Origin of the sequence: Haloarchaeobius salinus, from assembly GCF_024464185.1 — an archaeon.
GTDB lineage: Archaea > Halobacteriota > Halobacteria > Halobacteriales > Natrialbaceae > Haloarchaeobius > Haloarchaeobius salinus.
On the sequence record NZ_JANHAU010000006.1, the window covers coordinates 225915 to 246452 of the forward strand.

Annotated in this window: 18 protein-coding genes and 1 pseudogene; 10 read left to right on the top strand and 9 right to left on the bottom strand. The window is 69.5% G+C overall.

Features of this window, described 5'->3' with window-relative positions; all coding sequences use genetic code 11:
- Positions 1–400: 400 nt before the first annotated feature.
- Entirely contained in the window at positions 401–874 is a 474-nt protein-coding gene (locus tag NO345_RS17720; RefSeq protein ID WP_256301485.1) for a DUF7992 family protein, read from the top strand.
- A 172-nt stretch (positions 875–1046) separates the two neighbouring features.
- Here the strand turns inward: NO345_RS17720 and NO345_RS17725 are convergent, their stop codons facing one another.
- The 5 genes from NO345_RS17725 to NO345_RS17745 form a co-directional block, all read right to left on the bottom strand.
- The gene (locus NO345_RS17725) at positions 1047–1892 is read right to left on the bottom strand and encodes a helix-turn-helix transcriptional regulator (RefSeq protein ID WP_256301487.1); all 846 of its coding nucleotides are present in this window, start codon (positions 1890–1892) and stop codon (positions 1047–1049) included.
- 164 nt (positions 1893–2056) lie between these two features.
- On the bottom strand, positions 2057–2449 hold the full coding sequence (locus tag NO345_RS17730) for a cupin domain-containing protein (RefSeq protein ID WP_256301489.1): 393 nt from the start codon (positions 2447–2449) through the stop codon (positions 2057–2059).
- Positions 2450–2678: 229 nt separating this feature from the next.
- Complete coding sequence (locus NO345_RS17735) at positions 2679–4265, bottom strand: lipopolysaccharide biosynthesis protein (protein ID WP_438266778.1); 1587 nt, start codon at positions 4263–4265, stop codon at positions 2679–2681.
- Between the two features lie 33 nt (positions 4266–4298).
- A complete protein-coding gene (locus NO345_RS17740) occupies positions 4299–5594 on the bottom strand; it encodes an alpha/beta hydrolase family protein (RefSeq protein WP_256301493.1) in 1296 nt (431 codons plus the stop codon).
- Between the two features lie 63 nt (positions 5595–5657).
- Positions 5658–6767, bottom strand: a complete 1110-nt coding sequence (locus tag NO345_RS17745) for a pyridoxal-phosphate-dependent aminotransferase family protein (RefSeq protein WP_256301495.1) — start codon at positions 6765–6767, stop codon at positions 5658–5660.
- 111 nt (positions 6768–6878) lie between these two features.
- Here NO345_RS17745 and NO345_RS17750 point away from each other — a divergent pair, with 111 nt between their 5' ends.
- Positions 6879–7985 carry a GNAT family N-acetyltransferase gene (locus NO345_RS17750; protein WP_256301497.1) on the top strand — a complete coding sequence of 369 codons (1107 nt, stop codon included), beginning with the start codon at positions 6879–6881 and terminating at the stop codon, positions 7983–7985.
- A 24-nt stretch (positions 7986–8009) separates the two neighbouring features.
- On the opposite strand, the gene NO345_RS17755 is transcribed toward NO345_RS17750, so the two are convergent.
- Together NO345_RS17755 and NO345_RS17760 are read right to left on the bottom strand one after the other, a co-directional pair.
- The gene (locus tag NO345_RS17755) at positions 8010–9380 is read right to left on the bottom strand and encodes an NAD(P)/FAD-dependent oxidoreductase (protein ID WP_256301499.1); all 1371 of its coding nucleotides are present in this window, start codon (positions 9378–9380) and stop codon (positions 8010–8012) included.
- A 62-nt stretch (positions 9381–9442) separates the two neighbouring features.
- Entirely contained in the window at positions 9443–10240 is a 798-nt protein-coding gene (locus NO345_RS17760; RefSeq protein WP_256301501.1) for a mechanosensitive ion channel family protein, read from the bottom strand.
- Positions 10241–10700: 460 nt separating this feature from the next.
- Here NO345_RS17760 and NO345_RS17765 point away from each other — a divergent pair, with 460 nt between their 5' ends.
- The 8 genes from NO345_RS17765 to hisD all read left to right on the top strand — a co-directional run bounded on the left by NO345_RS17765 (position 10701) and on the right by hisD (position 19207).
- Positions 10701–11351 (top strand): SRPBCC family protein, encoded by a 651-nt coding sequence (locus NO345_RS17765; RefSeq protein WP_256301502.1) that lies wholly within the window; start codon positions 10701–10703, stop codon positions 11349–11351.
- On the top strand, positions 11348–11908 hold the full coding sequence (locus NO345_RS17770) for a (2Fe-2S)-binding protein (RefSeq protein WP_256301504.1): 561 nt from the start codon (positions 11348–11350) through the stop codon (positions 11906–11908). Before NO345_RS17765 ends, NO345_RS17770 begins: the two co-directional genes overlap by 4 nt.
- A complete protein-coding gene (locus NO345_RS17775; protein ID WP_256301506.1) occupies positions 11905–14376 on the top strand; it encodes a xanthine dehydrogenase family protein molybdopterin-binding subunit in 2472 nt (823 codons plus the stop codon). Before NO345_RS17770 ends, NO345_RS17775 begins: the two co-directional genes overlap by 4 nt.
- Complete coding sequence (locus NO345_RS17780) at positions 14376–15266, top strand: FAD binding domain-containing protein (protein ID WP_256301508.1); 891 nt, start codon at positions 14376–14378, stop codon at positions 15264–15266. The genes NO345_RS17775 and NO345_RS17780 overlap by 1 nt, the downstream gene beginning before the upstream one ends.
- A 61-nt stretch (positions 15267–15327) precedes the next feature.
- On the top strand, positions 15328–16275 hold the full coding sequence (locus NO345_RS17785) for an AAA family ATPase (protein ID WP_256301510.1): 948 nt from the start codon (positions 15328–15330) through the stop codon (positions 16273–16275).
- Positions 16272–17600 (top strand): VWA domain-containing protein, encoded by a 1329-nt coding sequence (locus tag NO345_RS17790; protein WP_256301511.1) that lies wholly within the window; start codon positions 16272–16274, stop codon positions 17598–17600. The genes NO345_RS17785 and NO345_RS17790 overlap by 4 nt, the downstream gene beginning before the upstream one ends.
- 71 nt (positions 17601–17671) lie before the next feature.
- Entirely contained in the window at positions 17672–17881 is a 210-nt protein-coding gene (locus NO345_RS17795; protein ID WP_256301513.1) for a hypothetical protein, read from the top strand.
- A 54-nt stretch (positions 17882–17935) separates the two neighbouring features.
- Positions 17936–19207 (top strand): histidinol dehydrogenase, encoded by a 1272-nt coding sequence (gene hisD / locus NO345_RS17800; protein ID WP_256301515.1) that lies wholly within the window; start codon positions 17936–17938, stop codon positions 19205–19207.
- A 4-nt stretch (positions 19208–19211) separates the two neighbouring features.
- Here hisD and NO345_RS17805 read toward each other — a convergent pair whose 3' ends face one another.
- Positions 19212–20357: a PAS domain-containing response regulator gene (locus NO345_RS17805; RefSeq protein WP_256301517.1), complete on the bottom strand. Its 1146-nt coding sequence runs from the start codon at positions 20355–20357 to the stop codon at positions 19212–19214.
- Between the two features lie 65 nt (positions 20358–20422).
- A pseudogene (locus tag NO345_RS17810) lies at positions 20423–20538 on the bottom strand (IS6 family transposase); the annotation flags it as partial.

The window sequence follows — 20538 nt, forward strand, 5'->3', positions numbered from 1 at the left end:
GCCCGGCTACCCACGCCTGCGTGCCACTAGTCCCCGCCCGAGCGCACCCGTTTCGGGAGCGATGAACCGGCGGAGAACCCAGGCACGCGACATCGTTCGCCGGCCGCTTCGCGGCCCGCCGACCAGGTTCACGCCGGTCGGCATCCGGCGGTGCTGGCACACCGCCCGCCCGGCACGAGGGTTTCCCGGTCGACTCGGCACGCCGCCTCGGGATGAGACCGGCCGTTAGTGTTCCGGGCGTACATTTTGCGTCCGTCGTTCGTCGTGGGGACTGTCGAGTTCGCCGCGCTGACGGGCGTCTCCGTGACCAGTACCGTGACGTTCTCCTGGGAGAGCCGTCTGCGGCCGTCTCGCGGCGAACCGCTGTGGGCTTTATTGCGCTCCCAGACGAACTACCGGTATGGCCCCCGACAACGAGGTCCCGGACCCACCGGACCTCTCGAACCGAGGAATGCCGCACGACTTCGAGTGGCAGGAGGAGACGCTCGGCTCGGAGGACTTCTACCGCGAGGACGTCGAGGACCTGCTCCAGGAGGGTGCGTGGAAGGAGGGCTTCAACGAGTGGAGCGAGTACACGAGCCTCGACGACGAGCAGGTTCGGCTCGTCGACGACCTCGGCCTGTTCCAGGCGTTCGACTTCTACTGGGACCCGACCGAGGACCGCCTTCGATTCGACGCCCCGACGGTTCCGGACGACTGGCGGGAGCGCGACGCGACCGAGTCGCTCTCCTCGAGTACGGTGTCGATGATCGACGGCGCGCTGGACGACCTCGGGCGGACGGTCCAGGAGGTTCTGGAGGACTACCTCGAACGGAACGACGAAGCGTCCAACTACGGGTGGGGTGAGGAAACGTACGGCAGCCGCGGGGAGTGAGTCCAGCCACCGCCGCCCCCTCGACGACAGCCGGGGTACCGCATCTCAATGTCACGTCCACCGGGCCTCCCAGGAGAACTGTCCGTGTTCGTATCGTCTGCCCGACGATTTTGTCGACTGTTGAACGCATCGTTAGCCGACGAATGCGTCACGGATTGGACGAGGAACACGGTTACTGCGACTCGACACGGAGCCGGTCCTCCCGCATGCCTGGTTCGGACGGAGTCAGTTCCTGGCTGTCGAATGGTCGCGCCTCCGCCCGGCACCGGGCGTAGACCGCCTCCGCCCACTCGCGTGCCTCGGGGGACGCCGTGTCTATCACTGCCTGTAACTGGGCGGTTTCCGGGTCGTGCCCACAGATGCCGATGCAGTCGTCCATGACGTTGAGGCCACACCGGGTGTCGTCTGGCAGGTCGTCGTGGAGGAAGACGGTGCAGTTGTCACACTCGAACGCGCTGGCCACCAGCTCTGGATTCCAGTCCACGACCGCCTGGAGCACTGGACGCGAGTAGATGTACTCCATCTCCATTCCCTCCAGCACACGTCGGCAGAAGACCTCGAGGTTCCCCGACTTGTAGATCGTCGTCCCGAGCCCCCGGATGGAATCGGTCGATTCGAGGAGGTGGGTCACCCGTTCGACGGGCGTGTACGGGTAGTTCGGCCCGGGGTACGCGACGACGACGTCCTCGAACTGCTCGACCTCGAACCCATCCATCTCCCGCGGCAACCACCGCCAGACCTCCTGGAGTGTCTCGCCCGTTCTCATCCCCTCGCGCAGTTCGAAGAACCGTTCGGCCACGTACTCGCCAAGCGGTGTGAGTTCGTAGTTCGGGCCGTCGCGTGTGAGCCACGAGCGGTCCTCGAAGTCCCGGATGATCCGTCCGATGGTCGGGTCCGACGCCCCCGTCGTCGCGCGGAGGTCGCGGCGGTCCCGCGCAGCCTCCCTGAAGGCCTCCAGTGCCGCGACGCGATGCTCCGAGCGTGCCAGAAACTCGATGGCCTGTATCGCGGTATCCATGCTAGCAGTTCACAATCGGAGTATAAATCCCTTCTCCGGGGCTCGACCGCCGTTCCGGACGGGAGCGCCTGGCTCCACCCCGACGCGTCCACGGGGTCTCCTCGCGGGAGGGCGGAGCCGCGGAACCGGACGCTACCCCGCTGACGAAACGGGGGGTCGTCCCCTCATCCACCCTCGCTCACTTTCGCCAGGACGTGATCGAGGACTGCTGCGTGCTCTTCCTGTGGGCTGAACATGACTATCTCGGAGGCGTCGTTGGCCCGGATCGTGTGGCCGGGCGGCCAGTAGAAGAGCTCGCCGGCCTGGGATATCTCCTCACGTCCGTCCGCATACTCCGCGGCCAGCTCGCCTTCCAGCACGTACCCCCAGTGGGGACACTGGCAGAGGTCGTCCTCCAGTCCGGTCAGGAGGGGCGTGAGATCCGTCCCGGAAGCGAACGTGAAGTACTCACCACTGAGCTCTCCGTACCCACTCGTGTCGCCGAACCCCATCTGCTGGCGGGCGACCGCGGCGGGCGTGTCGACTCTGACTGGCACCGCTTCTTTCGCTTGTTTCATCTGGGTCACCTGTCGCCGAGAGGCAGAACCGGAACACCTCGTATCGTTTCGACATCGGGGGCGGCTACGGCGACATCCCGTAACTTCCTCCGACTGGGGGGCGTTCACCTGGACCGCCTCTCGGCAGTTCGACCGTCGCTCCCGGGGAACGTGTAGTTATCCTGTGAATATTTTCACGGGATGAAAGTCGTTCCACTCCCCCGACGCGGTGACCGGTCACCGGAGCCAGCTACTCCCGAGAGTTGTGGTCCGTGACTGTCGCGGTGATCCCGTGGCGGTACCGGGCGGCGAGCGTTCCCACGACGAGCCGGTCGCGGTCGTTGACGCCGAGCAGGACGAGCGTGCCGACGTAGGTCACGGCACCCAGCCCGAGCCCGACGGCGACGCCACCGTAGCCGGCGAGCGACTCGCGGACGAGGAGCATCACGCACACCGTCGCCACGCCGGCCCCGAGCGGTTTGAGGAACGTCGCGTCGAACGGCCACAGTCCCTCGAACCGGCGTAGGAGGACGACCTGGATGCCGTTCTGGACGGCGATGGCGACGGCGGTCCCGAGTGCCGCCCCGACCAGCCCGAACTCCCGGACGAACGCGAACGTCAGCACCGTGTTCAGCACCGCCAGCAGCCAGTCCAGCGCCATCCGGGCGTACTGGTGGTCGGTCATCATCAGCAGCCAGCCCGTCGCGCCGACCGCGCTGCCGACGAGGACGCCGCCGAGGTACACCACCAGCGGCACGTAGCCCGCCGTGAAGTTCGAGCCGAACACCGCGAGGATGGGCCGGCCGTAGACGACCAGCACCGCGAGGATGGGGACGACGCAGGTGACGATGAGACGCGTCACCGCAGAGTACACCCCGTTGAGCGTCGCCATCTCGTCGTCGGCGTAGAGCCCCGACGCGACCGGCGGCAGGAGCATGTTGAACGAGAGCAGGGGGATCCACGCCAGCGACACGAGGACGAGCACGACGTTGTACACGCCCGCGGCGCTCGCCGTGAGCAGGAAGCCGACCAGCATCACGTCGACGCGGTTCTGGAACACCTTGCCCAGACTGCTCAGGGCGATGGGGCCGGAGTGGTTGTAGAACCGCCGCGCCTCGGAGCGGACCCCAGACAGGGTGGGTCTGATACCGGTCGCCGAGACGACGACCGGGAACCCTACGAGTGCGAGCGCGGCCATCCCGACGACGAACGCGCCGGCGACGCCGACGACCGAGTAGCCGAGGAGCAGGGCCCCGACCGCGCCGACCAGCCTCACGGCCGGACGGAGAACGCGGTTGAACAGCACCTCGCCGCGGGCCGACCGCGTCGCCCGGAGGACGCCGGCGTGGATGTTGACCAGCCCGACGAGGATCAGCAGCACGGCGAACAACCGCACGGTCGGCGGGAATTCGGGGTGGGCGACGGTCGCCCGGTTGAGCCAGTCGCCGCCGAGGAGCAGTCCGCCGGCGATGACGAGTCCGACGGCGACCGTCGTCAGGTACGAAAGCGCCACCACGCGCCCCTGCCGTTTCGGTTCGTCGGAGTAGGCCGAGAGGTACCGCTGGAGCGTGCCGACCGACCCGAAGTTCACGAGCCGGAACAGCAGCTGGGTGACCCGCCAGGCGAACGCGTAGACGCCGTAGACGACCGGACCGAGCCCCTGTGCGAGGGCGTACTCGGTCGCGGTCGTCAGCGCGCGCTGGAGGGACTGGCCGCCGGAGGTGACGACCGCACCGTGGCCGATGGTCAGCAGCGCCTCGCGCTCGTCGTCGGGGATGTCGTCTGTGGCCACGCTGTCGTCCGTGTCTGTCGATTCCGTCGGGATAAGTCGCTTGATTCTCCGCGTCGACGGGCGTCCAGTGGCTCCGCCCTACCGACGGGAACCGTGGTCGTGCAGCCAGTCGGCGAGGTCAGCCACCACGTCCGCGGCGACGTTCCCGCCGAACTCGAGACTGAGCGGGTTCGTCGGTGCGAATCCCGCCTGGAAGTAGTGGTCGAGGCCCTCGTACATCGCGACGCGACTCCCGTCCGGGAGGTCGGCGTGCCGCCACGTCTCGTACCTGTCGCGGATGAAGGCGGCCAACTCGGGCTGGACCGCCTCGTCGACCCGGAACGTGTTCGCGACGAATACGGGCACACCGAGGGCGCTGGCGGTCCCCGAGGGGTCGTACGCGTTCAGGCTCCGGTGCCAGACGCCGGGGCGGCCCATGATGGTCTCGTCGTCGTCGAACTCGCCCGCCTGGATGCGGCGGAGCGTCTCGCGGTCCTCGGCGACCTGTGCCTCCTGCTCGTCCGTGAGCTCGCCGTGGACGTCGAACTCGTACCGGATGATGTCCGCGTGTGCCGGGTCGAGCCCGGGGTCCGGCGAGCCGTCCAGGTTCACGACGCCGGCCACACCACCGTGGCGTTCGGCGATGCGGGGCGCTGCCATCCCACCCTGGCTGTGGCCCGCGACGAACACGGCGTCCTCGCGCACTGCGTCCGCATCGGCGAGCGTGTCGACCGCCACGACGGCGTCGTCGACGACCACCCTGTCCAGCGTGAACTCGGCGTCCGGTACCTCGTGCTCGGCGAGGCGCTTCTCGTACCGGAGCGTGGCGACCCCCTCGCTGGCGAGGCCCCACGCGAGGTCCTTCAGTATCTTCGACGCGCCGGCGGTCCCGTCGGGGTCGTGGATACCGGCACCGTGGACGAGCACGACGCCGGGGACCGGGCCGTCACCGTCGGGAACCGCGAGCCTGGCGTCGAGTGCGACGTCGTCGACGTCGACCGTCACGTCGCGCTCGGTGACCGCCTCCTCGTCGACGTAACCGGGGACCTCGTACTCTGGGTCGAACCGGAGGTCGGTGATGCCATCGGCCTCGACGCCGACGTGGGCCGTCTCCGAGCCCGCCTCGAACGAGAGTTCGACCGCGGCCTCGTCGCCGTCGACGGTCACCTCTCGGACGCCCCGGGCCTCGCCGTACTGGCCGTGGAGCCCCCACCAGTACGCCTCGAACGCGTCAGCGGCGTCCGTCTCGGGCTCCCGGAACGCCTCGGGGAACGACTCGACGACCGCCTCGTGGCCGTCCTCGGTGAGCAGGTCCGTCGCCGGGTCGAACTCGCCGTCGAGGAACCGTCTCGCGAACGTCCGTGCCGTCCCGGCGGCTGCGCTCGTGTCGGTCATCGTCCGGAACTCGTCGGACCGGGGACAAATAGGTTGCCGGGACGGAGCCGGTAGCCGACCGACCTACAGCCCGGCGACGTCCTCGATGGCGTCGGTCAGCGCGCGGATGGACTCGACGTCGTGCTCGCCCATGTGGCCGATGCGGAACGTCTGCTCGCCGAGCTGGGAGCCGTAGCCGTTCGAGAACGCGAAGTCGTACTCCTCGCTCACCCGCTCGATGGTCGCGGCGACGTCGATGCCCTGCGTGTTCTCGATGCAGGAGACGGTCTGGGACTCGTAGCCATCTTCGGGGAACATGTCGAAGTGCTCCGCTGCCCACTCCTGGGTGTACGCGGCCATCTCGCGGTGGCGCTCGTCGCGGGCCTCGTGGCCCTCCTCGAGCATGTACTTCATCTGCTTGCGGTAGGCGAGCATGACCGGGATGGCGGGCGTGGAGTGGGTCTGACCCTTCCGGTCGTAGTAGTCGATGGTGCGCCGGAAGCCGCCGTACCACGACGATGTCTCCGTCTCGACCTCGCGCTCGTAGGCGTCGTCGCTGACGACACAGACCGCGAGCCCGGGCGGCATCGCGAACGCCTTCTGGGTCGACGCGAAGATGACGTCGATGTCGTGTGCGTCGATGTCGACGTAGTCACCCCCGAGGGCGGAGACGGCGTCGACCACGAAGTACGTGTCCGGGTACTCCGCGATCACGTCGCCGATCTCCTCGATGGGGTTGCGGACGCCGGTCGAGGACTCGTTCATCACGGTCGCGACCACGTCGTAGTGCTTGTCGCTGGATTCGAGGTGGGCGCGGATGTCCTCGGGTTTGACCGCCTGTCCCCACTCGTACTCCAGTCGGTCGACGTCCTTCCCGAGCCGCTCGGCGACGTTGGCGTGGCGCTCGCTGAAGCTGCCACACGTCGGCACGAGGATGTTCTCGTCGACGAGGTTGAGCGTCGACGCCTCCCAGAACTCGGTTCCCGACGCGGTGAGGATGACCACCTCGTGGTCGGTGCCGAGGAACGCCTTCGTGTCCTCGACGATGGTCGTGTACAGGTCCGTCATCCGGTCCATCCGGTGGCCGAACATCGGTTGCGCCATCTCCTCGATGACGTCCTCGCGGACCTCGGTCGGACCGGGGATGTACAGCGTCTTCTCGCGGTAGTCGTCTCTGTATTCGCGTTTCTCCATGCCGGAGTCCACCTGAGTACCGCCCACTGCGCGGCGAGGTGGCATGGAACTTGTGATACCGGTCCTTGTGGCGAGGAGTCGACCGGCGTGCCGTCGGGTAATCCCGGATTAGTGACGGACCGTGTCGAGATCGAGGACAGCTCGGAGCGTTTCGACAACGCCGTCGAGGTCATCGAGTCCGTCGGCGGTGAGCTCCACGACTGCTACCTCACCATGGGGGAGTACGACTCCGTGACCGTCGCCGAGTTCCCGGACGACGACGCGGCGGCGAAGACGCTCCCCCGCATCGTCCAGGCCGGCGCGGCCAGCTCCGAGACGATGCAGGCCTGGCCCCGGGAGGGGTCCCACGAGCACGTCACGAACCTGCCCCGAGCGGCCGGCCGAACAGCTATCCGGGTGAGCGTGCTACAGTTCCCCATGGGTCGCTTCGAGCAGTTCGAGCACGACCGACGGCGGCGCATCTACGAGTACGTGGAGTCACAGGGCGCGGTGGAGCCGGAGACGGTCCGTCGGAACGTGCTCGTCACGCCCGAGACGAGTTCGAAGCCCGCGCGCTCCGGACCGAACCTCCCCCCGTCGACACCGATGTCGTTCCGTGAGTTCCGGGACCACGTCTCCACCCTGGAGCGCGACGGCTACCTGACCGAGCGCGACGGCAGGCTCAGGGTCGCGCTCCCGATGACCGACGCCGAGACGACCGTCGAACTCGACGACGAGACCGAGGCGACCGTCCGTCCGGCGAGACAGGAGGACATGGACGGTGTCGTGGGCGTCGTCGAGATCCTCGCGGCCGAGGACGCCTACGCCGTCGCCCGTCGGCTCGCTGACCAGGTCGCCCGGGAGGACGTGCTCCTCCGGCACAACGAGGCAGGGAACCGGGTGTTCTTCGTCGCGACCGTCGACGACGAGACCGTCGGCTGGCTCCACGTCGAGGCCGTCTCGTCGCCGATGATGGACCACACCGCCGAGCTGACCGTCGGCGTGCTGGCGCAGTACCGCGGCCACGGGCTCGGCTCGACGCTCATGGAGCGCGGCCTCGACTGGGCGCGCGAGCAGGGCCTGCGGAAGGTGTACCAGAGCCTGCCGGCGACGAACGAGCGGGCCATCGGGTTCCTCGAGGACGCGGGCTGGTCGGTGGAGTCGACGCGCGAGGGCCACTACCACGTCGACGACGAGCTGGTCGACGAGGTGCAGCTGGCCATCTGGCTGGACGCGTAGCCGCCGGCAGTCCGGAGACGGGCGTCACCTGGCGACGGTCTGGACTGGACGTGGTGCGAGTACCCGCCAGAGGATGCGCGGTTCGAACAGCGAGTTCGGCGGGCGGTCCATCATCATCACCCGGACGAAGGCGTCGCGGAGCTGGCCGTCGTCGTGTGCCCGACGCGTCAGCCGGGAGACGTACCGGTTCATCAGGTCGGTCCCGCGGGGTTTGTCCCCGGTCGTCTCGGGGAACTGGAAGTCGGAGCCGATGGCCAGCCGCCAGGCGACGTCGACGACATCGCTGGCACGCTCGTAGAACCGTGGCGCGAGCGTCGTGTCGTCCGTACTGGCGAGCACGTCGTGCAGCACGAGACTCTCCAGCGCGGCGACGGACATCCCCTGACCGTACAGCGGGTTGAAACTCGCGATACCGTCTCCGACGACCAGCAACCCCTCGGGGACCCGGGCGAGGGCCTCGTACCGGCGGCGGACGTTCGACGGGAACGGGTAGTGGGCGATCCCGTCACCGACGACCGTGCGCTCTTCGAGCAACGTCGCCACGTCCGGGATGGGGAGCCCGGCGGCGAAGCGTCGGAGCCCGTCCAGGTCGGTCGGCGGGTGGTCCCCGTGGAGCCCGGCGAGGGTGACGACCCACCGGTCGTCCTCGACAGGGAGGACGCCTGCACCACGGGGCTCGTCGGCGGAGGGCGTCACGAGGTACGCCGTGTTGTCGGCGGGTGGTCGGTCCACGAGAGCGGTGCTGTACGCGAGGTCGATGTGCACCTCGTCGACCGGCGGGGGCTCGAAGCCGCTGGAGTCGAGCCAGGCCGGCGTCCGACTGGTCCGTCCGGTCGCATCCACGACCAGCGCCGCGTCCAGTTCCTCCCGGCCACCGCGTTCGGACTGCACGACGACCCCGGTCACCGCCTCGCCGGCGTCGTCGAGACGGTACTCCGTGAGCCTCGTACGAGGGCGGAGCGTGACGCCGTCGAGTGCGGCGACCCGCGACCGGAGCACCTGCTCGTACAGCGGTCGTGTCGCGGCGAAGTGCGGCAACGGGGTCGGCCCGGGTGCCAGGAAGTCACCCTCCGCGAAGAACGCGAGGTCGGTCGCGCTGTCGATCTCCAGCCCACCGGCGGCCTGCAGGTCGGTCCCGTACCCCGGGAGGAGCGACTCGAGCGTGGCCCGCCCGGCCTCCAGCAGGACGTGGATGTGGTGGGACTGCGGGACGCCCCGCCGGGGGTCGGGACCGTCGGGGACTGCATCCCGTTCGAGCACCGTGACCGACTCGTACGCGTCGGCGAGGACACGGGCCGCGAGCAGTCCGGACACGCCGCCGCCGCCGACGACGGCGCGCTCGCTCCGCGTCGATAGCCGGTCGTCGTCGTACTGTGGAACGGTTGCCAACGTCATGAGGCGTCGTGTCGCGACGGGTCACCGAGGCACCCGTCGGGTGGGCCGACGGCGGGCCCCGGTCACTCGTCGCCGTCGTCCTCCCCGCCGTCGGTGGCCTGGTCCGCACCGCCGTCGGTCGGGTGCCCGCCACCGCCGCCACCGCCGCCGCGGCCGGCAGGCATCGGTGCGGGACTCTGCCCGACCCAGCCACCGATGTTGTCCGCGACGTAGTCCTTGCCGCCCCAGCCGAAGGAGATGCCGATGGCGAGCGCGATGCCGGCGGCGACGCCCCACGCGGCGGCCTGTGCGAACGTGTACAGGATGGCGACGTCGACGCCCATCGTGTCGAGGCCCATCACGAGGGCGATGAAGTAGAGGAAGATGCGCGCACCGTCGGCGAAGTACCCCGTGTACCCCGTATCGGTGACCGTCTCGGTCCGGCCGATGGCGTCGGCGAGGAAGTCAGCGAGGACGAACCCGACGACGATGAGCAGGGCCCCCGCGACGAACGCCGGCAGGTACGAGACCGCGGTGCTGATCCACTCGGAGAGCAGGTTGACGGCGAGAACGTCCGCCGCGGCGAGCAGGGCGAGCGCGTAGACGAACCACGCACCGACCCGGCCGAAGGACCGCGAGACGGCGCGTTCGGTGCCGCCGAGCATCCGGCCGAGCGGCGTCCCGAGGACCAGTCGGTCGAGCTCGATGCGGTCGGCGACCCGCGAGATGACCCGGAAGAGGAGGCGACCGAGGACCCAGCCGACGACCAGGATGAGCAGTGCGCCGATCAGTCGTGGCGCGAACGCGATGAGCTCGGCGAGGGTGTCCTCGAACGCCTGATCGATGCCAGCCTGGAGTGTGACGACGGGCTGTAGTACCATGCGTGAGGGGACGCGAAACGGGCGAATAGTTATAGAGGAGTTAGGTCTGGTACGCTCGATGGCACGTTCGGGTAACCTCACCCGACCGCTGTGGAGGCCGGTCCCGGGGGTGCGTGTTCGGCCATCGGACCCCGGAAAGCCGCCGTTATCGGGGCGACGATGTCGGATGAGCGGGTCACGGGCCGGTGGCCACTGGTCAGCACCGTGACACGTGAACCGGGCGGACCGACTGTCGGCCGTGAGAGGGGACGACGGGGTTCCGGTCATGGGGGACGGCGGACCGTGGAGCGCGGCGAGTCGGTCTGAAACGTCCGGTCTGCGACGGAACCCACCGTGGACTGCCGGTATCTTCGTGTGGGCCACGCGCACCGCCCGTCACCATGGTAACTGTTTTACTGTCACAGACTATCATTTCACACGGCACAGCCTGACACGGTCTGGCACGAGGTGACCACAGTACATGGAATTCAGCGGGACATTCGAACTCGAAGACACCACGGTAGACGAGGTATGGCTGGCGCTCTCGGACCCGGTGCTCGTCCAGGAGTCGTTGCCGGGCTGTACCTTCCTGTTGCACGTCGAGGGCGACGAGGTCGACTTCGACGAACTGCGCGAGCGGGCGGCGGGGATGGACCGGGAGCTCACGAACGACCCCGAGGTCATCGCCGAGCGGGCGTTCCGGGAGGGGGAGCGCTACGCCGCCCTGATGCAGGTCAGCGTCGGCCCGGTCAACCCGACGTTCGAGACGGTCGTCGAGATCGACGACCGCGAGCGACCGCAGATGCACGCCTCCGGCGAGGGGAGCTCGGGCGACAGCTCGTTCGAGATGTCGTCGTCGATGGCGCTGGCCGAGACCGACGACGGCGACGGTGTCGTGGTCGAGTGGGAGACGGAGGCCGACGTGTTCGGGAAGGTCGCGGGGATGGGACAGCGCGTCATCAACCCCGTCGCCAACCGCATCGTCAAGCGCTTCTTCTCCTCGGTGCAGGAGAAGCTCCACGACCTCGGCGTGGAGGAGGTATCGTCGTCCGACGGGGAATCGGACGGGAGCGACGGCCGGAGCCTGGTGGACCGCGTGCTGGGCCGGTCGAAGTCGACTGATTCTGAATGACTGAACACGACATCACACTCACGGTAAACGGGGTAGAGCACGACCTGACGGTCGAAGCACGGACGCTACTGGTCCACGCGCTGCGGGACGAACTCGGCTACACCGGCACGAACGTCGGCTGCGAGAGCAGCATCTGCGGTGCCTGCACCGTCCGCATGGACGGCGAGGCGGTCAAGTCCTGTACCGCGCTGGCGGTGCAGGCCGACGGAGCGGAGATACGCACCGTCGAGGACCTCGGTACCCGCCACGACTTCCACCCCATCCAGGAGGGGTTCCAGGAGGAGCACGGCCTCCAGTGTGGCTACTGCACGCCCGGCATGATGATGACCGCACTGGACATCTTAGAGGAGAACCCGGACCCGACACGCGAGGAGATCCGCGAGGGGCTCGAGGGGAACCTCTGTCGCTGTACCGGCTACCAGAACATCGTCAACGCCGTCCAGAACGCCGCCGAGGAGATGCAGCCCGCGGCCGTCGCGGACGGCGGGGGGACGGAGGGGAGCGGGGTGACGGACGACGACCCGACCCCGGCGACCGACGGAGGTGAGGGGCTGTGACCGTCGACTCGCTCGACCCGGGCGATGTCGACGCGGCGGACATCCTCGGTTCCGCCATCGAGCGCCGGGAGGACCCCGCGCTGCTGACGGGCAACGCGGAGTACACCGACGACATCCAGATGGACGGGATGCTCCACATGGCCGTCGTCCGCAGCCAGTACGGACACGCGAACATCCTCGACGTGGACACGAGCGAGGCCGAGGCGATGGACGGCGTCCACGGCGTCTACACCTACGAGGACCTGACGAGCGACGAGACGCCCGGCGGGGGCTCGTTCGCCCTGCCGACGGCGTGGCTGCTCGACAGCCTGAAGCAGGTGCCACACCAGCTCTTGGCGACCGACAAGGTTCGCCATCAGGGCGACGGCATCGCGGTCGTCGTCGCCGAGGACCGCTACACCGCCCGCGATGCGGCCGGCGCGGTCGACGTGGAGTACGAGCGCCTCGACGCCGTCGTCCACCCGAGCGAGGCGTTCGCCGACGACGCCGAGCAGATACACGACGACGCGGAGGGCAACGTCGCCTTCGACTGGGAGATCGGCGACGCCGAGAAGACCGCCGACGCCTTCGCCGACGCGAGCCACACGGCGAGCATCGACCTTGAGAACCAGCTGCTCATCGCCAACGCGATGGAGCCACGCGCCGCGGTCGCGGACTACAACCCCGGCACCGACGAGCTGGACGTCGCGATGACCACACAGAACCCGCACGTCCACCGGCTGCTGATGGCCGGCGTCCTCGGCCACCCCGAGCACAAGCTGAGCGTGCGAGCGCCGGACGTGGGCGGCGGCTTCGGGAGCAAGATCCACCACTACGCCGACGAGGCGCTCGTCGCGTGGTGCTCGATGATGCACGAGGCACCGGTCAAGTGGGTCGCCACGCGCTCGGAGACGTACCTCACCGACGCACCCGGTCGGGGTCACGAGACGAAGGCGGAGATCGCGATGGACGACGACGGCAACATCGTCGGCCTGCGCGTCGACACGATGGCGAATCTCGGCGCGTACCTCTCGACGTTCGCGCCGTCGGTCCCGACGTACCTGTACGGCACCCTGCTCTCGGGCCAGTACGACATCCCGGCCATCTACGGCCACGTCAAGGGCGCGTTCACGAACATCCCGCCGGTCGACGCCTACCGCGGCGCGGGCCGACCGGAGGCCTCCTTCCTCGTGGAACGGCTCATCCACCTGGGCGCGAAGGAGATGGGGATGGACCCCGTGGCGTTCCGCAAGCAGAACTTCGTCCCGGACGACGCGTTCCCGTACGAGACGCAGGTCGCCGTCGTCTACGACAGCGGCGAGTACGAGAAGCCGATGGACGAGGCACTGGAGATGCTCGACTACGAGAGCTTCCGCGAGCGCCAGGAGCAGGCCCGCGACGAGGGCAGGTACATCGGCGTCGGCTTCTCCTGCTACATCGAGGCCTGCGGGCTCGCGCCGTCCGAACTGGCGGGCCAGCTCGGCGCACAGGCCGGGCTCTGGGAGTCCAGCCTCGTCAGGATGCACCCCTCCGGCACGGTGACGGCGTACTGTGGGACCTCCGGCCACGGCCAGGGCCACGGGACGACGTACGCCCAGATCGTCGCCAACGAGCTCGGCGTCCCCTACGACGACGTGGAGGTCGTCGAGGGCGACACCGACGAGATACCGCAGGGCATGGGGACCTACGGCTCGCGTAGCGCCGCCGTCGGCGGGAGCTCGCTGGTCAAGAGCGCCCAGAAGGTCGTCGAGAAGGGCAAGGAGATAGCGGCCCACCAGCTCGAGGCCGACCCGGACGACATCGAGTTCGAGAACGGCGAGTACAGCGTCGCCGGCGCGCCCGACCGGAGCATGTCGATGGCAGACGTGGCCGGGGCGGCGTACCTCGCCCACGACATCCCCGATGAGATGGAGCCCGGGCTCGAGGCTACCAGCTTCTACGACCCGGAGAACTTCGTGTTCCCGTTCGGCACGCACGCCGCCATCGTCGAGGTCGACCCCGACTCCGGCGAGATCGAGATCGAGCGGTACGTCGCCGTCGACGACGTGGGCAACCAGATCAACCCGAAGATCGTCGAGGGGCAGATCCACGGCGGCGTCGCCCAGGGCGTCGGCCAGGCGCTCTACGAGGGCGCGGAGTACGACGACAACGCCACCCTGCTGACGGGGTCGATGCAGGACTACGCCGTGCCGAAGGCCGAGCACATCCCCGAGATGGAGACCGAGTCGACGATCACACCGAGCCCGCACAACCCGCTCGGCGTGAAGGGGGTCGGCGAGGCCGGCACCATCGCCGCGCCACAGGCCATCGTCAACGCCGTCGCGGACGCGCTGGAGCCGTTCGGCGTCGACCACATCGACATGCCGATGGACGCCGAGTCGGTGTGGAACGCGGTACAGGCGAACGCCACCGCCGACGGCGGCGAGCAACCGGGAGACGAGAGCGGGACGGCCCCGGAGACCGCCGCGGACGACGGAGGTGACCGCTGATGTTCCCCGACGAGTTCGACTACTACGAGGCGACGAGTGTCGGTGAGGCCATCGACCTCCTGGAGGAGCACGCGGGCGCGGAGACCGAACTGCTCGCCGGCGGGCACAGCCTGCTCCCGGCGATGAAGTCCGGACTCTCCAGCCCGGACGTGCTCGTCGACATCGGCGAGGTCGACGAGCTCCACGGCGTCAGCGCCGACGGCGACACGCTCAGCATCGGCGCGATGACGACGTACAGCGACTTCATCTCGGAGGGGATCTCCGAGGAGCACGCGCCGGCGCTCTACCACGCCGTCCGGCAGGTCGGCGACACGCAGGTCCGCAACCGCGGGACCCTCGGGGGCAACCTCGCCCACGCGGACCCCGCCTCGGACCTGCCGGGGGCGGCGCTGGCATCGGACGCGACCATCGTCGTGACCGGTCCCGACGGGGAGCGTCGGGTGTCGGCCGACGACTTCTTCTTCGGGATGTACGCCACGGATATCGGGCCGGCGGAACTCGTCACGAACGTCGAGGTACCGTCGGCAGCCGACGCCGTCGGTGCGTACGCGAAGAAGCCGTCGCCGTCGTCGGGCTACGCGATGGTCGGCGTCTGCGTGCAGGCCACCGTCGACGGCGGTACCGTCCAGTCAGCCCGCGTCGGCGCGAACGGCGTCATGGACCACGGCGTCCGTCTCGAGGGCGTCGAGGACGAGCTGGCCGGCGAATCGCTCGACGAGGACACCATCGCGGCCGCCGCCGACCGCGCCAGCGAGGGGCTGGACACCGCGATGATGATGTCGGACCTGCAGGCGTCGGCGGAGTTCCGCGAGCAACTGCTCGGGACCTACACGGGGCGCGCACTCGAGCGGGTGCTCGACCGGGCCGCGACGCCCGCCGCCGCCGACTGACCACCCGTCCCGCCGGGGACGTTTTCGTGCTACGGCCGTTACTCCATCCAGAGACGACGACATGAGCGAGACAGACGGATTCGACGACGTGACAGAGGCCGAGATCCGTGCGGCCTTCGACGAACAGTCGTACGTGGCGGACGACGACATCGTGACGACGGTGCTGCTCGCCCTGCGACTCGGCCGCCCGCTGCTCATCGAGGGCGAGCCCGGCGCGGGCAAGACCGAGCTCGCGAAGGTGCTCGCCGGCGGCTTCGACGCGGAGCTCGTGCGCCTCCAGTGCTACGAGGGGCTGGCCGCCGAGAACACGCTCTACGAGTGGAACTACACGAAGCAGTTGCTCGCGGTGCAGGCCGGCGAGGGCGGCGTCGACGGCGACGGCACGGGCTCGGGCGAGGGCCCCGAGGAGTCCGTCTTCTCCGAAGCCTACCTGCTCGAACGCCCGCTGCTGCAGGCACTCCGTGGCGAGGGTCGCCGCGTCCTCCTCGTCGACGAGGTCGACCGCGCCGACGAGGCGTTCGAGGCCCTGCTGCTGGAGGTCCTGAGCGACTTCCAGGTCTCCGTCCCGGAGCTCGGCACCATCGCCGCGGGCACCCCGCCGGTCGTCGTGGTCACCTCGAACCGCACCCGGCCGCTGAGCGACGCGCTCAAGCGCCGCTGTCTCTACCTGCACGTCTCGCCGCCGAGCTTCGAGAAGGAGCGCGAGATCCTCTCGCGGAAGGTGCCCGAGCTCCACGATGCCGTCGCCGCCGAGCTCTGTGGCATCGTCGGCCGCCTGCGTGAGGAACCACTGCGGAAGCCGCCGGGCGCGGCCGAGACCATCGACTGGGCGCGCGCCGTCGCCACGCTGCGTGGGAACGGGGGCCCGGACTCGCTGACGCGCGAGGAGGTCCGGCGCACCCTCGGCACCGTGCTGAAGGAGGTCGAGGACGTCGAGCGCGTGGACGACGAGCTGCTCGACTCGCTCGTCGAGGCGGCGAGAGCGGCGCGGGAGGCCGCCGGGTCGTGACCGACGAGAGTGACGCGGGACGCACCGACCCCACCGACGGCGAGACGGTGGTACGGGCGACGGAACACGTCCGCGACGAGCTGGTCCGGTTCGCCCGTGCCCTCCGCCGGGCCGGGGCATCGGTCCCCGCGAACGCCGCGACGACGGCCGCCCGGGGGCTCGTCGTGGTGGGCTTCGCGGACGAGGACCGGGCACGGGCGGCTACCCGGGCCGCGCTGGTCACGGACCCGCGCGACGTCGACGAGTTCGAGCGGCTGTTCCCCGAGTTCTGGCGACGGCTCACCGCGGGACTCGGCGAGACGGGACCGGCGGAGCGGTGGGACGACCCGCCCGAGGGTGCGCTGGCACCACTCGGCGGCGAACCGGCCGACGGCGAGGAGCCCGAAGCGACGGACGAGACCGAGACCGCGTCGGAACCCGACGACGACCCGGAGGGAAGCGTCGCCTGGCGCTCGTCGTCGCTGGCGGCACACCTCGACGAGCGCGGCGACGACGAACCCCTGGCCGTCGCCCGGTACAGTCCAACCGGTTCGCCCGCACCTGTCGAGACGCTCCCGGGGTTCGCCGGGCACGACGTGCTCGGTAGCGCGGTCGACGAGCTGACGGCCGCCCTCGCGACGCTCCGGGGCAGGGCGTGGGACACCGCCGGCGACCGGCGGACCGACGCCAGGCGGGCGCTCCGGGCCAGCGTCGGAACCGGTGGCACCGTCGTCTCGTTGCCGACCCGCGACCGCAAGCAGAGCGAGGTCCGGGCGACGTGGCTGGTCGACGTGAGCCGGTCCGTGCTGGACACGCTGGACCGCGGCTTCCTGCTCGACGTGCTGGGTCGGAGCCGGGCCGCCTGGCGCGACTGCCGCGTGTTCTTCTTCGACGAGGGTGTCCGAGAGGTCACGTCGGCGTTCGAGGACGGCACCGCCGAGGGGGCGGCCGAGGCGCTGGCCGACGCGGAAGCGGAGTGGGGCGGCGGCACCAGAATCGGGGGGTCGCTCGCGGAACTGCGAACGCGGACGCCGGACGCGGTGGACAACCGCACCGTCGTCTTCGTCGTCAGCGACGGCCTGGAGATGGGCGACCTGTCGGCGCTGGAGCGCGAGCTCGCGTGGCTCTCCTCGCGCGCCGTGGCCGTCGTCTGGTGCAACCCGCTCGCCGCCGCGCCGGGCTTCGAGCCGACCGCAGGGGGGATGGCCGCCGCGCTCCCGTTCGTCGCCGGACCGTTCGCGTTCGCCGGCCCCGACGACGTGACCGAGCTCGCGCGCCAGCTCCGGGCCCAGGGGCCGGGCGGTCGCGTCGGCTACGAGTACGACCCGCGGCGGAAGGACGCCTGAGCGGCGTGGAACGGCTCGCGGCGTCACGGCCGTTCCAAAACGGGTTAGACGGCGGCGCACCGAGGACGGGTATGGACCGCGACCGGTACGTCACGCTCGCGCTCGTCGCCTTCGGGCTCGTCCTCGTGGGGTTCGTACTGCTCGGCTTCGGGCGCATCTTCCTCGGCTACCACACCGCGCAGCTGCTGTCGGCCCCGTTCGGGCTGACGGGCTTCGCGCTCGTCGTCGTCCTCTTCATCGACGGGATCCGCACGGTCGCCCGGGGACGCGCGGGCGACTGAACGACGGACGGACCGAACGCAACCGTTTTTCGCGCCCCGTCCGAAGCGGGTTCCATGAACGTACGAGCAGTCGCCGACCTCGGACCCGGCGAGCGACGCGCCTTCTTCGAGCGCGACGCGGGCGTCGACGCGGTCCGGAGCGACGTGGCCGACATCGTCGACCGGGTGCGCGAGGAGGGCGACGTGGCGGTCCGTGAGTTCTGCGCTGAGTTCGACGACGTACAGGTCGCCAACCTGGACGTGACGGACGAGTGCGAGCGCGCCTACGAGGCCATCGACGACGACGTGCGCGAGGCCGTCGAGACGGCGGCCGAGAACGTCCGCGAGTTCCACGAGGCGCAGGTCCCCGAGGACTGGCGCGACGACTTCGACGGGCGCGAGCTGGGCCGCCGCTTCCGGCCGCTCCAGCGCGTCGGCGTCTACGCGCCCGGCGGGACCGCCGCGTACCCGTCGTCGGTCATCATGGGCGTCGTCCCGGCCGTGGTCGCGGGCGTCGAGGAGGTCGTGGTCTGTACGCCCCCTGCGGAGGAACTGAACCCCGTCACGTTGGCGGCCATCCACGTTGCGGGTGCCGACGAGGTGTACTCCGTCGGCGGCGCACAGGCGGTCGCGGCGATGGCCTACGGGACGGAGTCCATCCCGGCCGTCCAGAAGGTCGTCGGGCCGGGCAACCGCTGGGTGACCGCCGCGAAGGCCGAGGTCCAGGGGGACGTCGACATCGACTTCCTCGCCGGCCCCTCGGAGGTGCTGGTGCTGGCTGACGACACCGCCGAACCGGCGTTCGTCGCGGCGGACCTCGTCGCGCAGGCCGAACACGACGAGCACGCCTCCGTGGTCTGTGTCACCGACGACGAGGGCGTTGCGGCGGCCGTCGTCGACCAGGTCGAGGCCCAGGTCGCCGACGCCGACCGCGAGGACGTGGCTCGCGAGGCACTCGCGAACGACGCCTCGGGCGTGCTCCTCGCGCGGTCGATGAGCGAGGCCATCCTGTTCGCCGAGGAGTACGCCGCGGAGCACCTCTCCATCCAGACCGACGACGAGGAGGCAGTGCTCGACCGCATCGACAGCGCCGGCAGCGTCTTCCTCGGGCCGTACACGCCCGTCGCGGCGGGCGACTACGCCTCCGGGACGAACCACGTGCTGCCGACCGGCGGCGGCGCGAAACGTCACGGCGGGCTCTCCGTCGACCAGTTCCTGCGCTCGACGACCGTCCAGCGCCTCGACCGGGACGCGCTCGACGCGCTGGCCCCGACCATCACGACGCTCGCGGACGCAGAAGGACTGTGTGCACACGCCGACAGCGTGCGTCGCCGCTTCGAGGAGTAGCGAGCTACTCGTCGTCCTCGTCGATACCGACGCCGATGCCACAGATCCCGATGGGTTCGCCGTCGTCGTCGGTCAGCAACGAGGCGCTGATGCGTCGCAGGTCGAACTCGCCAGTCTTCGTGTGCATCCGCGCCTCGTAGGTCACCGTCTCGCCGTCGAGCACCTGCTCGATGACCGACTCGACCTTCTCGACGTCCTCCGCTGCGAATATCTCCTCTATCTCGATGTCGCGGAGCTCCGCGGCCGAGTAGCCGCTCACGTCCTCCAGCTTTCGGTTCCACCGCCAGCCCGAGCCGTCGAGGTTCGCCACGTAGAAGACGTGGGGGAGGGCGTCGAGTGCGGCGTCGAACAGCTCCTGCTCCTCGCTGAGCCGTTGCTCCGCTTCGACCCGCTGGGTCACGTCCCGCGTGTTGACGACGAACCCCTCGATTGCGGGGTCGTCGAGCCGATTGGTGCCCCTCGACTCCATGTGCCGCCACTCGCCGTCGTCGTGCTGCAGCCGGTAGCTGACCGACGGGGTCGCGTCCGGGTCCTCGATCATCCGGTCGAACGCGTCGGCCACGTCAGCCTGGTCGTCCGGGTGGACGAAGTCGAAGGAGGGTTCGCCGATCAGGACCTCCGGGTCGAAGCCGAGTATGTCCCGCGTCGCCGGGCTCGCGTACTCGAACACGCCGTCCTCGTCGAGGATGGCGACGAGGTCCGAGGAGTGCTCGATGAGCGCCTGGAAGCGGTTCTGGGAGTGTGTCCGCTCGCGTTCGGCACGTCGCTTCGCGACGGCGTTCTCGATGCGGTTCGCGAGGACGGCGTACTGGTCGGTGCCCGCGCCCTTCTGGAGGTACTCGGTCGCACCGGCCGAGAGCGCCCGGCTCGCGATCGCCTCGCTCCCCTTGCCGGTGAAGAGCACGAACGGGAGGTCGGGGTGGCTCTCACGGACCGTCTCCAGCAGTTCGAGCCCGTCCCTGTCGGGCATCTCGTAGTCGCTGACGATGCAGTCGACACGGCCGTTCTCCCGCAGACAACTGAGCGCCTGCGAGCCCGAGTGAGCACTCTCGACGGTGATGTCCTCCCCCTCCCGTTCCAGCATCGTCTTCGTCAGCTCGAGCAACGCGTCGTCGTCGTCCACGTGGAGGACACGGATGGTCCCCGACATCAAGCGACGAGAGACCGGGAGGTAGCTTGAAACTACCGGCGGAGGGGCCCCGCCACGGGTCGCGTTCAGATTAGCTGATTCCATGCGAAGGCGAATGATCTGAGCCACTCGTCAGCAGTTTCTGCTTCGGCGTGGCTGAAACAGTTTGAGAAAGAGGTAGTTCTGCGTTTTACCTCTCGAA